The following is a 14,746-nucleotide window of genomic DNA, read 5'->3' as shown; positions in this document are numbered from 1 at the left end:
CAGGGCGATGACCGCACCCGCCATGACGGCCATCCGAACGCGCTTGCGCTTGGTGGCGGTGGTGGTGGCAGCGGAAGTCTCGTTACGGAAGATCATGCGGTTCCTCTCGGAGAAGGTGCCGGGCAGGCAGCCGGAAGCAGGGCCGTGGCGGCCCGGTCTCTCAGGTCCTGTCCGCAGTGACGCGGGCACCTGCTGCGCACCGGGTGGAACCCGGGGGCGATGCTCGCTGCGGTGATTTCGAAGTTACGGACGCCCGCCGGAGGTTTCAAGGAAATGACCTCCCAGCGCAGGTCAGAGGCCGGATACCCGAGGTAACCCGCGGCTTCGGCCCCCGGAACGAAGGGCCCGGCCGGCCACCCGGGCACCCGGATGTGGCCGCCGTCACCGCGATCGGCACGTGAGGCCGGGCACATTCTGCACGGACCGTGACGAGGGCCCGACGCGCCGCCGACCGCGCGGCCGGCCGGCGGCGGCGCGCGGATGGCCCAGGTCACATCCGCCCCGGCCGGCCCCCTCCCGCCGCCCGCGGGAGGGTCGCGGACGGGCGCGCCGCCGCACCGGACGTGGCCGGGCGGTGGCGTACGGTGACGACATGAAGGCGATCGTCCACAGCAGCACCGGCGGACCGGAGGTCCTGCGCCTGGTCGAACGCCCGGTGCCGGAGCCCGGCCCGGGCGAGGTCCGGGTCGAGGTCAGGGTGTCGGGGGTCAATCCGACCGACTGGAAGAGCCGCTCGGGTGCGCTCGCGCCCGGCGTCACCGAGCAGGTCCCGAACCAGGACGGCGCCGGGGTGATCGACGCGGTCGGTCCCGGGGTGGACCCGGGCCGGATCGGCGAACGGGTGTGGGTCTGGGAGGCCGCCTGGCGGCGGGCGGGCGGGACGGCGCAGGAGTACACCGTGCTCCCGGCCCGGCAGGCCGTGGCGCTGCCGCCCGGCGCCTCCTTCGACCTCGGCGCCTCGCTCGGCATCCCGGCGCTCACCGCGCACCGGACCCTGACCGTGGCCGAGGGCGGCCCGGCCAGGCTCGCCCCGGGCGCGCTGGCGGGCCGGACGGTGCTGGTCGCGGGCGGCGCGGGGGCGGTGGGCAACGCGGCCGTCCAGCTCGCGGTCTGGGCCGGCGCCACCGTCGTGACCACGGTCAGCGGTCCGCGCAAGGCCGAGCTCGCGCACGCCGCGGGCGCCCACCACGTGGTGGACTACCGGGCGCAGGACGCCGTTGCCGTGATCCGGTCGGTGGCGCCCGGCGGTGCGGACATCGTGGTGGAGGTCGCCCCGGCGCAGAACGCCGTGCTCGACCACGCCGTCGCGGCTCCCGACGCGGTGATCGCCTTCTACGCGGACAGCGGCGGCCCCGCGGTGGGCTTTCCGGTCCGCGAGGCGATGACGGCCAATCTGCGCTGGCAGGGCGTCCTGGTCTACACCGTGCCCGCGGCGGCCAAGGACCACGCGGTGGCCGCGGTCCGGGCCGCCGTCGCGGACGGCGCGCTGCGGGTCGGCGAGCAGGCCGGCCTGCCGCTGCACCGCTTCCCGCTGGCCGCGACGGGCGCCGCGCACACCGCGGTCGAGCAGGGCGCGGTGGGCAAGGTGCTGATCGACGTGGCCGGCCCGGCCGACGGCGGCCTGCCAGGCTGAGGGCCCGGCCGCCTACCCGTCGGCGGCCCGGGCCGCCTCGCTCGCGGTGGCCGCCTCGGTCGCCTCGGTGGCGGCCCAGCTGGCCAGCAGGCGCAGCGACTCGGCCGAGGGCGAGCCCGGCTCGGCGTGGTAGGTGAGCAGCACCTGGTCGGGGTCGGCGGGCAGCCGCAGGGTCTCGTACTGCAGGGTCAGCCGGCCGACCAGCGGGTGGTGCAGTTCCTTGGTCCCGTGGCCCTTGTCGCGGACGTCGTGGGCGGCCCACAGACGGCGGAAGTCCTCGCTCTTGAGCGAGAGTTCACCGATCAGCGCGGCCAGCCGGGGGTCGTCGGGGAAGCTCCCGGCGTCGAGCCGCAGGAAGCCGACGACGTCGGTGGCCTTGCCCTCCCAGTCGTCGTAAAGCTCGCGCGCGGCCGGGTCCCGGAAGACCTGCCAGGCCATGTTGCGCTGCTCCGGCGGCAGGACGGCGAAGTCGCCGATCAGGGCGCAGGCGAGCCGGTTCCAGGCGATGATGTCGAGCCGCCGGCCGATCACGTACGCGGGGATGCCGTCCATCATGTCCAGCAGCTGCTGGAAGGCGGGGCGCACGCGCTGGGGGCGGGCGGCGCCGCGGGGGCGCCGGTGGACCGGCTTGGTGAGCCGGTACAGGTGCTCGCGTTCGGCGGTGGTCAGGCGCAGTGCGTTGGCGACGCCGTCCAGGACGGCCGTCGACACGTTCTCCCCGTGCCCCTGTTCCAGGCGCACGTAGTACGCGGTGCTGACGCCCGCCAGCTGGGCGAGCTCCTCGCGGCGCAGACCGGGCACCCGGCGCCGGCCGCCGTAGTCGGGCAGACCGACGTCCTCGGGTCGCAGCCGGGCGCGGCGGGAGCGGAGGAATTCGCTCAGTTCGGTGCGCTGGTCCATGACGGCAGTATGAGGGTGATAACGCCAGTGGTAGGAACACCGGTCGTACGACAACCCAGGACCTGGTTGCGGCGGCGGCCGCGCCGCAGGCTGGAGCACATGACGCACACGACCGTCGCCGCATACGCCGCCCCTTCGCCCAAGGCCCCGCTGGAGCGGACCACCATCCCCCGCCGGGCCCTCGGCGCGTACGACATCCTGATCGACATCAAGTTCTCCGGCATCTGCCACTCGGACATCCACCAGGTCAACGACGGCTGGGGGCCGGGCACCTTCCCGATGGTCCCCGGGCACGAGATCGCCGGCGTGGTCGCCGAGGTCGGGTCCGGCGTCACCCGGTACGCGGTCGGCGACCGGGTCGGTGTGGGCTGCTTCGTCGACTCCTGCCGGGAGTGCGAGAACTGCCTGGCCGGCCGGCAGCAGTACTGCACCGGTACCGGCATGGTCGGCACCTACAACAGCACCGGCCGCGACGGGCAGCCGACCTACGGCGGTTACTCCACCCACGTGGTGGTGGACGAGAACTACGTCCTGCGGATCCCCGACACCATCCCGCTGGACGTCGCGGCCCCGCTGCTGTGCGCCGGCATCACGCTGTACTCCCCGCTCTCCCACTGGGGTGCGGGCCCCGGCAAGAAGGTCGCCGTGGTCGGCCTCGGCGGCCTCGGCCACCTCGGGGTGAAGATCGCCCACGCCAAGGGCGCCGAGGTGACGGTGCTCAGCCAGTCGCTGCGCAAGCAGGAGGACGGCCTGAAGCTCGGCGCGGACCACTACCGCGCCACCTCGGACCCGGCCACCTTCCAGGAGCTGGCGGGCAGCTTCGACCTGATCCTCAACACCGTCTCCGCCGAGATCGACCTGGACGCCTACCTCGGTCTGCTGAAGACCGGCGGCACCCTGGTCCAGGTCGGCGCGCCCGAGAACCCGGTGCCGATCTCGGTGTTCGCCCTGATCGGCGGCCGCAAGTCGCTGGCCGGTTCGATGATCGGCGGCATCCCGGAGACCCAGGAGATGCTCGACTTCTGCGCCGAGCACGGCATCGGCGCCGAGATCGAGCTGATCTCCGCCGACCGCATCAACGAGGCGTACGCCCGGGTCGAGACCAGCGACGTCCGCTACCGCTTCGTCATCGACACCTCGACCATCTGAGCACCCCCCGCCACCGGCTCACCCGGCCCCGGACCGCCCCCGGCGGCCCGGGGCCCGCGCCCGTGCGGGCAGGGTCCCCGGGTCAGATCCGCAGTTCCGGGGGGAAGCCGGTCCAGTGCAGTTCGGGTGCCAGGTGGCGCAGGTCGTTGTGGACGAGGACGGCCGACGGGCGGTCGGGTGGGTAGCGTATGACGGTCAGGGCGGCGTTGGCGTGGTTGAGGCCGAGCCAGCGCCAGGGCGGGGCGTCGGTGGCGTGCCGGACCAGCCAGCCGATCAGGAAGTTGTGGGTGACGACCAGCTCGTGGCGGTCCTCGGTGCCGGCGACCGGGCCGGTGAACTGCTCGATCGCCCGCTGGGCCAGCAGGCGGCCGCTCCGGCGTTCCTCGGCGGTCACCGGTTCGACGAAGCGCAGCAGGAAGTCGGCGCAGTCGGCGGGGAGTTCGTCCCGCTCCGGGACGTGGGGAACGTAGTCCCCGGCGAGGTCCGAGGCGTGGAGCGGGACGCCGTCCAGCTGTTCGCCGAGCAGCCGTGCGGTCTCGGCCGCGCGAGCGAGCGGGCCGTGGTGCACCACGGTGAGGGGCCGGTCGCGCAGGTGCCGCCCGAGCAGCACCGCCTGCCGGCGGCCGTTCTCCGTCAGCCCGCCCTCCTCCGACTCGGCCTCGCCGTGCCGGGCCAGGTACAGGTACCGGGTGGCCGTTGCCGTCATGGTGTGATCCCCCTCCGGATGCGGGGCGCGTTCCCGCGCCGCGCCGTCCGGGGAGGGACGCGGGCCGCCCGCGGGCCGGTTCCGGCCGGGAGGAGCCGCTACCCCACCGGCGTGGGCGCCGTCAGCGGTGTGGTCGCGCCGAGGGCGGTGGTCCTGACGAACTGCCAGGTGATGCCGTTGACCACGCCGAGGTCCAGCGGGGCGAGCCTGGCGAAGGCAGGCTCGCTGAGGTCGATGTGCGTGGCGTCGCAGGACGGGCACTTGTCCCTGACCGGCACGGTGATGCTCCTGCCCTGGTAGGTGACCTTGACGGCGATGCCGCCGCAGAGCGGGTCGTTGTTGGGGTTGGCCGAGGTCCACCAGGTGTGCGGGACGGCGACCAGCAGCTGCGTCGAGGCGTTGATCTGCGTGCCGCAGGCGCCGAACCCCGCGTCCGTGTAGTACGTCATGCTGCCGGTCATCGGCTTGTTGACGGGTATCGCCGCGGCGGCGGTGCCCGCTCCGAGCACCGTGAGCGCGGCGGCGGCGAGCGGGACCCCGGCCAGTACCTTCAGGTTCTTGACGACGCGCACGGCCCCTCCAGGTCGGGTGGAATTCCGGACGACGCGGGGCAAGGGTCATCTCAACATCCGCTCACAGCAGTGGAGTTGCTCCCCTCCGGGCCCCGCCTGCCTCCGGACGCTACCCCACCTTCCGCAGGTGGTCCACACCTCTGAGCAATTGTCATGGACACAGGTCGCGGTCCGTCGCGCCCGCCCCCGCCGGGGGCTGGGTAGGGTGGGTCGACCAACCGCAGCGAGAGGCTTTTCCGCCCATGGCCAAGACGACCGCCGCGCCGCGCGGCACCCTGCTCCAGCTGTCCGGCGTCAGCCACTCCTACGGCCCGCGGCAGGTCGTGCAGCCGGTGGACCTCACCCTCGCGGCCGGCGAGTGCGTGGCCCTGCTCGGCCACAACGGTTCGGGCAAGTCGACCCTGCTGCGGATCGCGGCCGGCCGCGAGGTGCCCACCGCCGGCAAGGTGACCTTCGACGGCCTGCCGATGGACGAGAACGACCCCCGGATCCGGGCCAGGGTCGCGGTCGTCGGCGACACCGTCGCCTGCTACCCCGACCTGTCGGTGCGCGAGCACCTGCTGCTGGTGGCCGTCGCGCACGGCGTCGCCGACGCACCGGGCTGGGTCGAGCACGTCCTCGCCGAGCGCAACCTGGCCGACCGGGCGGACGCGCTGCCCTCCGCGCTGTCCTCCGGGCAGCTCCAGGCACTGCTGCTGGCCTGCGCCATGGTCCGCCCGCGCGACCTGCTGCTGCTGGACGAACCGGAGCAGCGGCTGGACCCCGACGCCCGCCGCCGGCTCGCGGACCTGCTGCGGGCCGAGCTCGCCGACGGCGTCGCGGTCCTGCTGGTCACCCACCACACCGACCTGGCGCTGGAGGTGGCCGACCGGGTGCTGGTGCTGGAGGACGGCAAGGTGCTGGCCGAAGGCCCGCCGCGGACCGTCCTGGACGCGCCGCTGCGCACCGGCGCGGGCGGCGGTCGCCGGTGAGCGGCCCCGCCGGCACCCTGCCGTCCACCGACGACCTGCCCGACCCGGACTCCGAACCCCACGCCGCCGGCCGGCCCGCCGCCGACACCCCGGAGGCCGACGGCCCGCCCGCGCCGTGGAGCGCCGACGACGACTGGACCGACGAGACCCTGGCCCTGCTGCGGGAGATGCGCGCCCCGCACCGCCGCGGCCGGGCCCGGCAGATCGGCTTCGCCGTCTACTGCGCCCTGCTGGTGCTGGTGGTCTGGGGAGTCACGCCGAGCTTCGGGCTGCTGCTGCAGTCCTCGATGGGCGCCGACTACACCGCCCACGGCCGGGCGATCCTGGCCGCCCTGCCGAGCGGCGTCGCCGCGCTCTCGCTGGCCACCCTGCTGCTGGCGGCCCGCGACGGGCTGTGGCGCGGGCCGGTGGTGCCGCCCCGGGCGGCGACCGACTGGCTGCTGGCCCACCCGCTGCGCCCACGGCGGGTACTGCGGCCGTGGTTCTGGCTGTCCGCCGGGCTCGCGACCGTACCCGGGGTCCTGGCGGCGGCCGGCGCGATGGTGGTGCTGGCGCTGACCGTACCGGCGGGGCTGCCGGCCGCGTTCGGCTGGTGCCTGCTCGGCGGGGTGTGCGTGCCGCTGCTGGCCACCTGCCTGGGCCTCGCGGTGGAGCTGGACGACCGGGTGGCCGCCGCGGTCCGGCGGCTGACGCCGTACGTGACGGTGGTGGTGCTGCTGCTCACGGCGCAGAGCGTGCTGGCGGCCCGCGGACAGCGGATCGGCTGGCTGGAGCGCGGCGAGCTGTGGTCGGGGCCGTGGGGCTGGGCGGGCCTGGCGGCGCTCGCGCCGACCCCGGCGGCCCGGGCCGGCGCCTGGGCCGCGGCTGGACTGCTGCTGGCCGTCACCGCGGTGTGCGTGGTCCTCGCGGACCGCGCCTGCGGCAACGTCCCGGTGGGTCGGCTGCGGGAGCGGGCCAGGACCGCGGCCGGGGTGCTGGCGGCGCTGCGGACGGTCGAGCTGCGCGCCGCGCGGCTGGCGGTCTCCGGGTCCGCGCCGTCCGCGGTGATGCGGCTGCGGCTGCCCGCGCCGCGGGCGCCCTGGCTGGCCGTGCCGTGGCGGGACGCGCTGGCGCTGCTGCGCTCCCCGGCCCGGCCGGGCCGGGCGGTGCTGCTGACGGTGCCCGCGGTGGGCTGCGCCGCCCTGGTGCCCTCGGCGACCGGGCTGGCCCGCTGGGGCGGCACGGCGCTGGCGCTGGTGTTCGGCTACCTGGCGGTGGCGCAGCTGCTGGAGCCGGCCCGGATCGAGACGGACGACGTCCGCCGGGCGTCCTGGTCGCCGTACCCGGTGGCCGGGCTGATGCTGCGGCACGCGGTGGTGCCGACGGTGCTCGGGGTGCTGGCGGGCCTGGCCGGGGCGGGCGCCGCGGTGGCCGCCGGGGCCGGGGCGCGGGTGTGGCTGGTACCAGTGGCCGTTCCGGCGCTGGTCGGGGCGGGGCTGGTGAACGCCTGCCGGGGTTTCGTGCGCCGGGACCTGATGTACGGCGGCGCCTCCCGGACGCCGGGTTCGGGCGGCGGCGGGCCGGTGCTGTTCCTGGCCTGGTACGCGGCGGGCCCGGCGGTGGCCGTGGTGGTGCTGGCGGCGCCGTTCGGCAAGGCGCTCGCCGAGGGGTCGGGCCTGTCGGTGCTGGGCGCCGCGGCGTGGAGCGCGGTGTGCGCGGCGGTCCTGCTCGGGTGGGCCCGCCAGCGGGCCGGACAGCTGCGCGCCACCGCCCGGTCCTGACCGGGCAGGGCCTGCCGGCCGTCCGCGTGCTGCGGACGGCCGGCGGGCCGGCGGGCCTGGCCGGGCCGGTCAGCCGGTCGCGGCCTTGGTGACGAACTCGGTGGTGTAGGTCTTCGCGAGGTCGACCGAGCCCTCCTTGCCCTTGACGTCGGGGTGGAAGGCGGCGAGCACGGCCAGCACGGTCTTCGGCCCTTCGGCGGGCATCACGCCGTCGGTGGTGAACATCGGGAGGGTGGCCTTGATCGCGTCGGCGTACCCGGCGGCGCCGCTCTGCGCGTAGTCGGCGGGCATCTGGGCGGCGATCTCGGCGGGCGAGTGGGTGGACATCCACTTGAGGGTCTTGACGAAGGCGTTGGCCAGCTTCTGGGTGGTGTCCTTGTTCTTCTCGACCCAGTCGCTGTTCATGTAGAGCGACGAGGACGGGTAGAGGCCGCCGAGTGCGGCGCGCGAGCCCTCCGGGGTGCGCATGTCGTAGAGCACGGTGCCGATCTGCTGGGACAGCAGGGCGGCGACCGTGGGGTCGGTGGTCATCCCGGCGTCGATGCTGCCCTGCTGCATGGCTGCGATGAAGGTCTGCCCGGCGCCGACCGCGATCGGGCTGAACTCGCTGACGTTCACGCCGTTCTTGACGGCCAGGTACTTGGTGAGGAAGTCGGTGGAGGAGCCGATGCTGGTGACGCCGAGCTTCTTGCCCTTGAAGTCGGCGCCGGTGCGGATCGCGCCGGCCTGCTTCGCGGACACCACCTCGACCTCGCCGGGGGCCTGGGCGAACTGCACCACCGACTCGACGTGCTTGCCCTTGGCCTGGAGGTCGATGGTGTGGTCGTAGAAGCCGACCGCGCCCTGGACGTCCCCGGCGAGCAGCGCGGTGGTGGCGTTGACGCCGGCCGGTTCGCTCATCAGCTCGACGTTGACCCCGGCCTCGGCGAAGAAGCCGAGCCGCTGGGTGAGCATCGCGGGCAGGTAGATGACCTTGTCCAGGCCGCCGACCATGATCTTGACCTTGGGTCCCGCGACGGACGGGCCCGCGGGGGCGGCTCCGGTGTGCGAGTTGGCGGCGTCGTCGGCGCAGGCGGTCAGGGGCAGGAGCAGCGCGACGACGGCGGCGGCTGCGAGGGTACGGCGCATGTGGGGGTGGCCTTCCGGTGGGTGGGTGGGTGGGTGGGGTTCAGCGGCCGTCGCCGGCGTCGGCCGGCTTCCAGCGGAACAGCCGCCGTTCGGCGAGGGTGAGCAGGCCTTCGGTGAGCAGCGCGACCACGGCGAGGATGGTCATCGCGGCGTAGACGCCGGCCGCGTTGAAGGTGCCCTGGGCGGCGGCGACCAGCAGGCCGAGGCCCTTGGTGGCGCCGATGTACTCGCCGACGATGGCGCCGATCAGCGCGAAGCCGAAGCTGACGTGGAGGCTGGTGAAGATCCAGGTGGTGGCGGCGGGGATGACCACCTGGAGGGTGACCCGGCGGTTGTCCGCGCCGAGGATGCGGGCGTTGGCGACCAGGTTGCGGTCGACCTCGCGGGCGCCCTGGAAGGCGTTGAAGAAGACCGGGAAGAACACCAGGACGACGGCGGAGGCGACCTTGGAGGCGGGGCCGAGTCCGAACCAGATCAGGAAGATCGGCGCGAGCACGATCCGGGGGATGGCGTTGAGCACCTTGATGTACGGGCCGAACACGTCGGCCAGGAAGCGGATCCGGCCGAGCGCGATGCCGAGCAGGATCCCCGCGGTGACGCCGATCACCCAGCCGGTGAGCGCCTCGTACAGGGTGTAGCCGATCTGCTCGCCGAGTGATCCCTGGGCGGTGCCGTGGGTGGTCCACTGCCAGATCTGGTCCCAGATCCGGGACGGCTGGGAGAAGTTGAACGGGTCGATCACCTCGGTGCGGGCGGCCAGTTCCCACAGGCCGAGGAAGGCGGCCAGGACGGCGGCGCGGGCGCCGTACACGCCGAGCCTGCGGTTGCGGGCGGCGCGTTCGCGGGCCTCGGTCCTGGTGGCCGGGACGGCCGGGGCGGGCGCGGGTGCGGTCGGGGCGGTCTCAAGCGGCACGACCCGCTCCTCTCTCGCGGGTGATCCGGACCTCTTCGCCGAGCGAGCCCCAGATCTCGCGGTACAGCTCGACGAAGCGGGGCTCGAGGCGGACCGCCTCGACGGTGCGGGGGCGGGGCAGGTCGACGGTGAAGATCTCCTTGACGGTGGCCGGTCCCGCGGTCATCACCACCACCCGGTCGGCGAGCGCGATGGCTTCGTCCAGGTCGTGGGTGACGAAGATGACGGAGGACCCGGTGCCCGCCCACAGGTCCAGCAGCTGGTCCGACATCAGCGCCCTGGTCTGCACGTCGAGCGCGGAGAACGGCTCGTCCATCAGCAGGATCCGCGGGTCGTTGACGAAGGTCTGGGCGAGCGCGACGCGCTTGCGCATGCCGCCGGACAGCTGGTGCGGGTAGCGGTCCTCGAACGCGGCCAGGCCGACCCGGGCCAGCCAGTCGCGGGCCCGCTCGCGGGCCTCGGCGGCGGGCACGCCCCGGAAGCGGGGCCCTGCCATCACGTTGGACAGCACCGTGCGCCAGGGGAAGACCGCGTCCTGCTGGAAGACGAAGCCGACGTGCCCGTTGATCCCGGCGACCGGCTCGCCGTGCACCCGTACCTCGCCCTCGGTGGGCTCCTCCAGTCCGCTGACCAGGGTCAGCGTGGTGGACTTGCCGCAGCCGGTCGGACCGACCACCGCGACGAACTCCCCCGGGGCGACCGTCAGGTCGAGCTCCCGTACCGCGGTGTGCAGCTCCCCCGACGGGGTCCTGAACCGCTTGGTCGCCCCGGCCAGTTCGATCGCCGGGGCCGCCGTCTTCGGCACGCTCATGTGCACCACCACCTCTGCCCTCCCGGCGCCGTCGCCGGGGTCCGTTCCGTGTGGTCGGAGGCTAGGAGCGGCGCCGGTCCCGGCGGCAGCCTTGTCGGCCTACTGCCGGTTGTGCGCGTTGAGGGCTGTTCTGCTCGTTCTGCTTCCGCTACAACAGCGGGGGCGGTCCGGCCGCACGGTGACCGAGGCACGGTGACAGAAACCCGCCGGAAACATAGGGTGACCGTCCATTCCCCCGACGAGCGGCGAGAGGAGACCCGCGATGAGACGTCCGCACTGGCCCCGGCGGGTCTTCGCACAGCTGCTGCTGAGCCAGACGGTGGTCACGGTCGGGGTCAGCGCGGTGACGGCCGGGCTGTTCCTCGCGCCGGTCAGCCGGGAGCTGGACCGGGACGCGATGCAGCGCGCGCTGTCCATCGCGCAGGCCACCGCCACCGACGAGGTGCTCGCCCGGGCGGCCGCGGCCCGCGACAGCGCCGCCGCGCAGCGCAACGCCGAGCAGATCCGGCTGGCCACCGGCGCGAGCTTCGTGGTGGTCACCGACCTGGACGGGATCCGGCTCTCGCACACCGACCCGGCGAAGATCGGCTTCCGGGTGTCCACCGACCCCGGTCCGGCGCTCGGCGGGCGCAGCGTGACCGCGATCGAGCAGGGCACGCTGGGCCGCACCGCCCGCGGCAAGGTGCCGCTGCGGCTGTCGGACGGCCGGATCGTGGGCGAGGTCTCGGTGGGGATCAGCGACGACTCGATCCGGCGCCGGCTGCTCGGCATGGCCACCGGGATCCTGCTGTGCGCGGGCGCCGGCCTGGCGGCGGGCACGCTGGCCACCCTGGTGCTGGCCCGGCGGCTGAAGCGGCGCACCCACAACATCGCGGTGGCGGACATCGCGGCGCTGCTGGTCGAGCGGGAGGCGATGCTGCACGGCATCCGCGAGGGCATGGTGGCGCTCGGCGCGGACGGCCGGATCCGGCTGGCCAACGACGAGGCGGTGCGGCTGCTGGCGCTGCCGGACGGCTGCGCCGGGTGCGCGATCGAGCAGGTGCTGCCACCGGGACGGCTGGCCGGGATCCTGGCCGGGCGGATCACCGGCACCGATCTGCCGGCCGTCCGCGACGACCGGGTGCTGCTGCTGAACCGGATGGCCACCGCAGACGGCGGCGCCGTGGTCACCCTCCGGGACCGTACCGAACTCGAGTCCCTGGTCCGCGAGTTGGACACCACCCGGTCGTTGACCGAGGCGCTGCGGGCGCAGGACCACGAGCACGCCAACCGGATGCACACGCTGCTCGGCCTGCTGGAGCTCGGGCTGTACGAGCAGGCCGCCGAGTTCATCTCCGAGCAGTCGGGCTCGCACGCGGCGCTCGCCGCCGCCATCGCCGGCCAGGTGCAGGACCCGCACGTGGCGGCACTGCTGGCGGGCAAGGCCGCGGTGGCGGCCGAGCGGGGGGTGCGTCTGGTGGTGGGTGCCGGGAGTCATCTGCCGGACACCGTGGTGGATCCCCGGATGCTGGTCACCGTGCTGGGCAACCTGGTGGACAACGCGCTGGACGCGCTCACCGGCGGGGTGGTCGAGGTGACCCTGCGGGCCGAGGGCGCCGCGCTGCTGGCCGAGGTCGCCGACAGTGGCCCGGGGGTCCCGGCGCCGCTGCGGGAACGGATCTTCGAGGAGGGCTGGACCAGCAAGGACGCCCCCGCGCACCGGCCGCGGGGGCTCGGTCTGGCGATGGTCCGGCGGCTGGTGGAGCGGGCCGGCGGCCGGATCAGCGTCGGGGCGGGCGCGCTGGGCGGCGCCCGGTTCACCGTCGTCCTTCCCGAGGCCCTGCACCCGGTCGGCGGCCCGGCCGCGCACGGGGTGCCCGAGCTGTCCGTCGCGGAGGCGTGATGATCGACGTTCTGGTGGTGGACGACGACTTCCGGGTCGCCGAGGTGCACGCCGCGTACGTGGCCAAGGTCCCCGGCTTCCGGGTGACCGGACGGGCGCACAGCGCCGGCGAGGCGCTGGCGTCGCTGGAGCGCCGCCCGGTCGACCTGGTGCTGCTGGACCACCACCTGCCGGACGAGACCGGGCTGGCCCTGGTGCGCCGGATGCGGGCGGCCGGGATCGGCTGCGACGTGATGATGGTGACGGCCGCCCGGGACGTGTCGACGGTCCACGCGGCCATGCAGCACGGCGCGCTGCAGTACCTGGTGAAGCCGTTCGCGTTCGCCGGGCTGCGGGAGAAGCTGGTCGCCTACGCGCAGCTGCGGCACGCGCTCGCCGGGCCGGCGGCCCGGGAGGCGGGTCAGGACGAGGTGGACCGCCTGTTCGCCACCATGCGCAGCGCCGCCTCACCGGTCGCGGCGCTGCCCAAGGGCCACTCGGCGCCCACCACGGACCTGGTACTGGGGGCGCTGCGGCGGGCCGGGCGGCCGCTGTCCGCGCAGGAGGTCTCCGACGCCACCGGGCTGAGCCGCTCGACCGCGCAGCGCTACCTCAAGCAGTTGGAGCGGGAGGGGCGGCTGCGCCTGAGCCTGCGCTACGGCGACACCGGCCGCCCGGAGCACCGGTACGTGCTGCCCGGCCGGCGCTGAGCCCCGGCGCGGCCCCACCGGGGGCACGACCGGGGCCGGGGATCTCCCGTGGTGGGCGGTCCCCGGCCCGGCGCGGCGGGTCGGCGGGGTTCAGCGGCCGAGTACGTCCTTGACGGCGTCCTTGGTCTTCTCCGCGGCCTGCTTGACGTCTCCGCCGGCCTGGTCGGCCCGGCCCTCGGCTTCGAGGCGCTCGTTGCCGACCGCCTTGCCGGCGGCCTCCTTCACCTTGCCCTTGGCCTTCTCGGCGGTGTTGTGTGCCTTGTCGCCGGTGCTCATGGTTGCCTCCTGCAGTCGGAACGGCCTGGTCGCTGGTTCGTCTGCCCCGCTTCGCGCGGTTCATCCGTCCGGTCATCCGGTCCGCCCGGCCCGGGCCTCGCGGACCCGCTCGCGGCGGGCGCGTTCCCGGCGGGGGCGGAGCAGCTCGTACCGCTCGTCCTCGGTCAGTCCGCCCCAGACGCCGTACGGCTCACGCGCGTCCAGCGCGTACTCCAGGCAGCGGGCCCGGACCGGGCAGCGGGCGCAGACCCGCTTGGCGGCGTTCTCCCTGCGGTCGTGCGGTCCGCCGCGTTCGCCGGAGGGGTGGAAGAACAGGCTGCTGTCCGTGCCGCGGCAGGCGGCCTCCAGCTGCCAGTCCCAGGCGAGCTCGAACGGGCCCGGCAGTCGCGATATGTCGGTCATCGGTAGAACCTCCCCGGTCGGTCCCGGATCGCCTGCCCCGGCAGCGCGATCCGAATCCGGGGGTCCGGGTGGCCGACCGGAGCGGCGTCCGGCTAACGGCCGCGGGCGGGGGCGCCGCGGGTCGCGCCGAAGCCGCTCTCGTGGTCCCAGACGTGGGTGCAGCCGGGGCACTGGAGGTGCAGGACGCTGCCGGTGTTGGAGAGCAGGTAGCGCCAGTGGTCGTTGCAGTTGCGGCGCTCGGCGCAGTCGACGCAGTCGCGGATGTCCTGGCAGGCCGGGCAGGCGACCCAGGCGCGGCGGCCGTGGTCGGCGTGCGGGTCGATGGGGAGCACGGCCCGCCTCATCCCGCGTCGGGCTGCTCGCGGCCGGGCAGGACGCCGGCCGCGACCAGGTCGTCGTAGGTGCGCTGCTGCTCGGCGTCGAGGCCGGAGTAGAGCAGCGCGTACGCCTCCTGCTCGCCGCGCAGGACCTCCGCCGGGTCCCAGTCGGGGCCGAGGGCGGCCATCACCTCGGCGCGCCGGCGGACCTCCTCGGCGGTCAGGTCGATCTCGAAGGGCACAAGGTTGGCTGACATGGGAAGGAAGTTAGGTTGCCCTTACTTTTGCTGTCAAGTAGCTGTCCACGTTCCGGATGTGAAGATCGGATATCTCGGACATGCTGGGAGGGCCAGGAATCCCCTGAAGGAGGACCGCCCATGTCCATGCTCGACAAGCTCAAAGGCATGATGAAGGGCCACGAGGACACCACCCGGCAGGGCGTCGACAAGGCGGGCGACGCCTTTGACGCCAAGACCGGGGGCAAGTACGAGGGTCAGGTCGACTCCGCCCAGCAGAAGATCAACGACCAGCTCGGACAGCAGCGCCCGCCACCCGTACCTGCTGGCCGACCCGGCGCAGCCGCCGGTCCGGCCGCGGGACCGTCCCTCGCCGGCCGGCACCGACCTGCGCGCGGACG

At 74.4% G+C, this 14,746-nt stretch carries 16 protein-coding genes and 1 pseudogene; 7 read left to right on the top strand and 10 right to left on the bottom strand.

Annotated features, from left to right (window positions below; all coding sequences use genetic code 11):
• Window positions 1-592: 592 nt before the first annotated feature.
• A complete protein-coding gene (locus AB0D08_RS37415; RefSeq protein WP_359894802.1) occupies window positions 593-1,633 on the top strand; it encodes an NADPH:quinone reductase in 1,041 nt (346 codons plus the stop codon).
• Between the two features lie 12 nt (window positions 1,634-1,645).
• Here the strand turns inward: AB0D08_RS37415 and AB0D08_RS37410 are convergent, their stop codons facing one another.
• Window positions 1,646-2,533, bottom strand: coding sequence for a helix-turn-helix transcriptional regulator (locus AB0D08_RS37410; protein ID WP_359894800.1), 888 nt, complete (start codon window positions 2,531-2,533; stop codon window positions 1,646-1,648).
• 99 nt (window positions 2,534-2,632) lie between these two features.
• Between AB0D08_RS37410 and AB0D08_RS37405 the strand changes: the two genes are divergently transcribed.
• Window positions 2,633-3,682, top strand: a complete 1,050-nt coding sequence (locus AB0D08_RS37405) for an NAD(P)-dependent alcohol dehydrogenase (RefSeq protein ID WP_359894798.1) — start codon at window positions 2,633-2,635, stop codon at window positions 3,680-3,682.
• An 82-nt stretch (window positions 3,683-3,764) separates the two neighbouring features.
• Here the strand turns inward: AB0D08_RS37405 and AB0D08_RS37400 are convergent, their stop codons facing one another.
• Window positions 3,765-4,388 carry a histidine phosphatase family protein gene (locus tag AB0D08_RS37400; protein ID WP_033822739.1) on the bottom strand — a complete coding sequence of 208 codons (624 nt, stop codon included), beginning with the start codon at window positions 4,386-4,388 and terminating at the stop codon, window positions 3,765-3,767.
• Between the two features lie 98 nt (window positions 4,389-4,486).
• Window positions 4,487-4,960, bottom strand: coding sequence for a cysteine/serine endopeptidase inhibitor (locus tag AB0D08_RS37395; protein WP_051813398.1), 474 nt, complete (start codon window positions 4,958-4,960; stop codon window positions 4,487-4,489).
• 242 nt (window positions 4,961-5,202) lie between these two features.
• Here AB0D08_RS37395 and AB0D08_RS37390 point away from each other — a divergent pair, with 242 nt between their 5' ends.
• A complete protein-coding gene (locus tag AB0D08_RS37390) occupies window positions 5,203-5,931 on the top strand; it encodes an ABC transporter ATP-binding protein (RefSeq protein ID WP_033822740.1) in 729 nt (242 codons plus the stop codon).
• Window positions 5,928-7,691, top strand: a complete 1,764-nt coding sequence (locus AB0D08_RS37385; RefSeq protein ID WP_359894796.1) for a hypothetical protein — start codon at window positions 5,928-5,930, stop codon at window positions 7,689-7,691. The genes AB0D08_RS37390 and AB0D08_RS37385 overlap by 4 nt, the downstream gene beginning before the upstream one ends.
• Window positions 7,692-7,760: 69 nt before the next feature.
• On the opposite strand, the gene AB0D08_RS37380 is transcribed toward AB0D08_RS37385, so the two are convergent.
• The 3 genes from AB0D08_RS37380 to AB0D08_RS37370 are packed head-to-tail and all read right to left on the bottom strand — an operon-like array spanning window position 7,761 to window position 10,543.
• Window positions 7,761-8,819, bottom strand: a complete 1,059-nt coding sequence (locus AB0D08_RS37380) for an ABC transporter substrate-binding protein (protein ID WP_359894794.1) — start codon at window positions 8,817-8,819, stop codon at window positions 7,761-7,763.
• Between the two features lie 40 nt (window positions 8,820-8,859).
• Window positions 8,860-9,732 carry an ABC transporter permease gene (locus AB0D08_RS37375; protein WP_359894793.1) on the bottom strand — a complete coding sequence of 291 codons (873 nt, stop codon included), beginning with the start codon at window positions 9,730-9,732 and terminating at the stop codon, window positions 8,860-8,862.
• Window positions 9,722-10,543, bottom strand: coding sequence for an ABC transporter ATP-binding protein (locus AB0D08_RS37370; RefSeq protein ID WP_033817589.1), 822 nt, complete (start codon window positions 10,541-10,543; stop codon window positions 9,722-9,724). Before AB0D08_RS37370 ends, AB0D08_RS37375 begins: the two co-directional genes overlap by 11 nt.
• 262 nt (window positions 10,544-10,805) lie before the next feature.
• Here AB0D08_RS37370 and AB0D08_RS37365 point away from each other — a divergent pair, with 262 nt between their 5' ends.
• Both AB0D08_RS37365 and AB0D08_RS37360 read left to right on the top strand, forming a co-directional pair.
• Window positions 10,806-12,425 carry a sensor histidine kinase gene (locus AB0D08_RS37365; protein WP_359894791.1) on the top strand — a complete coding sequence of 540 codons (1,620 nt, stop codon included), beginning with the start codon at window positions 10,806-10,808 and terminating at the stop codon, window positions 12,423-12,425.
• Entirely contained in the window at window positions 12,425-13,114 is a 690-nt protein-coding gene (locus tag AB0D08_RS37360) for a response regulator (protein WP_033817582.1), read from the top strand. The genes AB0D08_RS37365 and AB0D08_RS37360 overlap by 1 nt, the downstream gene beginning before the upstream one ends.
• Window positions 13,115-13,204: 90 nt before the next feature.
• On the opposite strand, the gene AB0D08_RS37355 is transcribed toward AB0D08_RS37360, so the two are convergent.
• From AB0D08_RS37355 to AB0D08_RS37340, 4 genes are all read right to left on the bottom strand, one after another.
• Window positions 13,205-13,390: a CsbD family protein gene (locus AB0D08_RS37355; protein WP_033817583.1), complete on the bottom strand. Its 186-nt coding sequence runs from the start codon at window positions 13,388-13,390 to the stop codon at window positions 13,205-13,207.
• A 72-nt stretch (window positions 13,391-13,462) separates the two neighbouring features.
• Window positions 13,463-13,792 (bottom strand): WhiB family transcriptional regulator, encoded by a 330-nt coding sequence (locus AB0D08_RS37350; protein WP_051811460.1) that lies wholly within the window; start codon window positions 13,790-13,792, stop codon window positions 13,463-13,465.
• Between the two features lie 92 nt (window positions 13,793-13,884).
• Entirely contained in the window at window positions 13,885-14,124 is a 240-nt protein-coding gene (locus tag AB0D08_RS37345) for a hypothetical protein (RefSeq protein ID WP_359894788.1), read from the bottom strand.
• Window positions 14,125-14,132: 8 nt separating this feature from the next.
• Complete coding sequence (locus tag AB0D08_RS37340; protein ID WP_033817585.1) at window positions 14,133-14,366, bottom strand: DUF6400 family protein; 234 nt, start codon at window positions 14,364-14,366, stop codon at window positions 14,133-14,135.
• A 120-nt stretch (window positions 14,367-14,486) separates the two neighbouring features.
• Between AB0D08_RS37340 and AB0D08_RS37335 the strand changes: the two are divergent.
• Window positions 14,487-14,660 (top strand): annotated as a pseudogene (locus tag AB0D08_RS37335) (antitoxin); the annotation flags it as partial.
• Window positions 14,661-14,746 lie beyond the last annotated feature (86 nt).

It is taken from the genome of Kitasatospora sp. NPDC048540 (assembly GCF_040651175.1).
In the GTDB taxonomy this organism is placed as follows: Bacteria; Actinomycetota; Actinomycetes; order Streptomycetales; family Streptomycetaceae; genus Kitasatospora.
Note: the sequence above shows the minus strand (reverse complement) of the source record. Positions and strands in the feature narration are given on the sequence as shown.

Coding starts and splice junctions, on each gene's coding strand:
- AB0D08_RS37415 (WP_359894802.1), top strand. CDS start 593: ATGAAGGCGATCGTCCACAGCAGCACCGGCGGACCGGAGGTCCTGCGC.
- AB0D08_RS37410 (WP_359894800.1), bottom strand. CDS start 2,533: ATGGACCAGCGCACCGAACTGAGCGAATTCCTCCGCTCCCGCCGCGCC.
- AB0D08_RS37405 (WP_359894798.1), top strand. CDS start 2,633: ATGACGCACACGACCGTCGCCGCATACGCCGCCCCTTCGCCCAAGGCC.
- AB0D08_RS37400 (WP_033822739.1), bottom strand. CDS start 4,388: ATGACGGCAACGGCCACCCGGTACCTGTACCTGGCCCGGCACGGCGAG.
- AB0D08_RS37390 (WP_033822740.1), top strand. CDS start 5,203: ATGGCCAAGACGACCGCCGCGCCGCGCGGCACCCTGCTCCAGCTGTCC.
- AB0D08_RS37380 (WP_359894794.1), bottom strand. CDS start 8,819: ATGCGCCGTACCCTCGCAGCCGCCGCCGTCGTCGCGCTGCTCCTGCCC.
- AB0D08_RS37370 (WP_033817589.1), bottom strand. CDS start 10,543: ATGAGCGTGCCGAAGACGGCGGCCCCGGCGATCGAACTGGCCGGGGCG.
- AB0D08_RS37365 (WP_359894791.1), top strand. CDS start 10,806: ATGAGACGTCCGCACTGGCCCCGGCGGGTCTTCGCACAGCTGCTGCTG.
- AB0D08_RS37360 (WP_033817582.1), top strand. CDS start 12,425: ATGATCGACGTTCTGGTGGTGGACGACGACTTCCGGGTCGCCGAGGTG.
- AB0D08_RS37355 (WP_033817583.1), bottom strand. CDS start 13,390: ATGAGCACCGGCGACAAGGCACACAACACCGCCGAGAAGGCCAAGGGC.
- AB0D08_RS37350 (WP_051811460.1), bottom strand. CDS start 13,792: ATGACCGACATATCGCGACTGCCGGGCCCGTTCGAGCTCGCCTGGGAC.
- AB0D08_RS37340 (WP_033817585.1), bottom strand. CDS start 14,366: ATGTCAGCCAACCTTGTGCCCTTCGAGATCGACCTGACCGCCGAGGAG.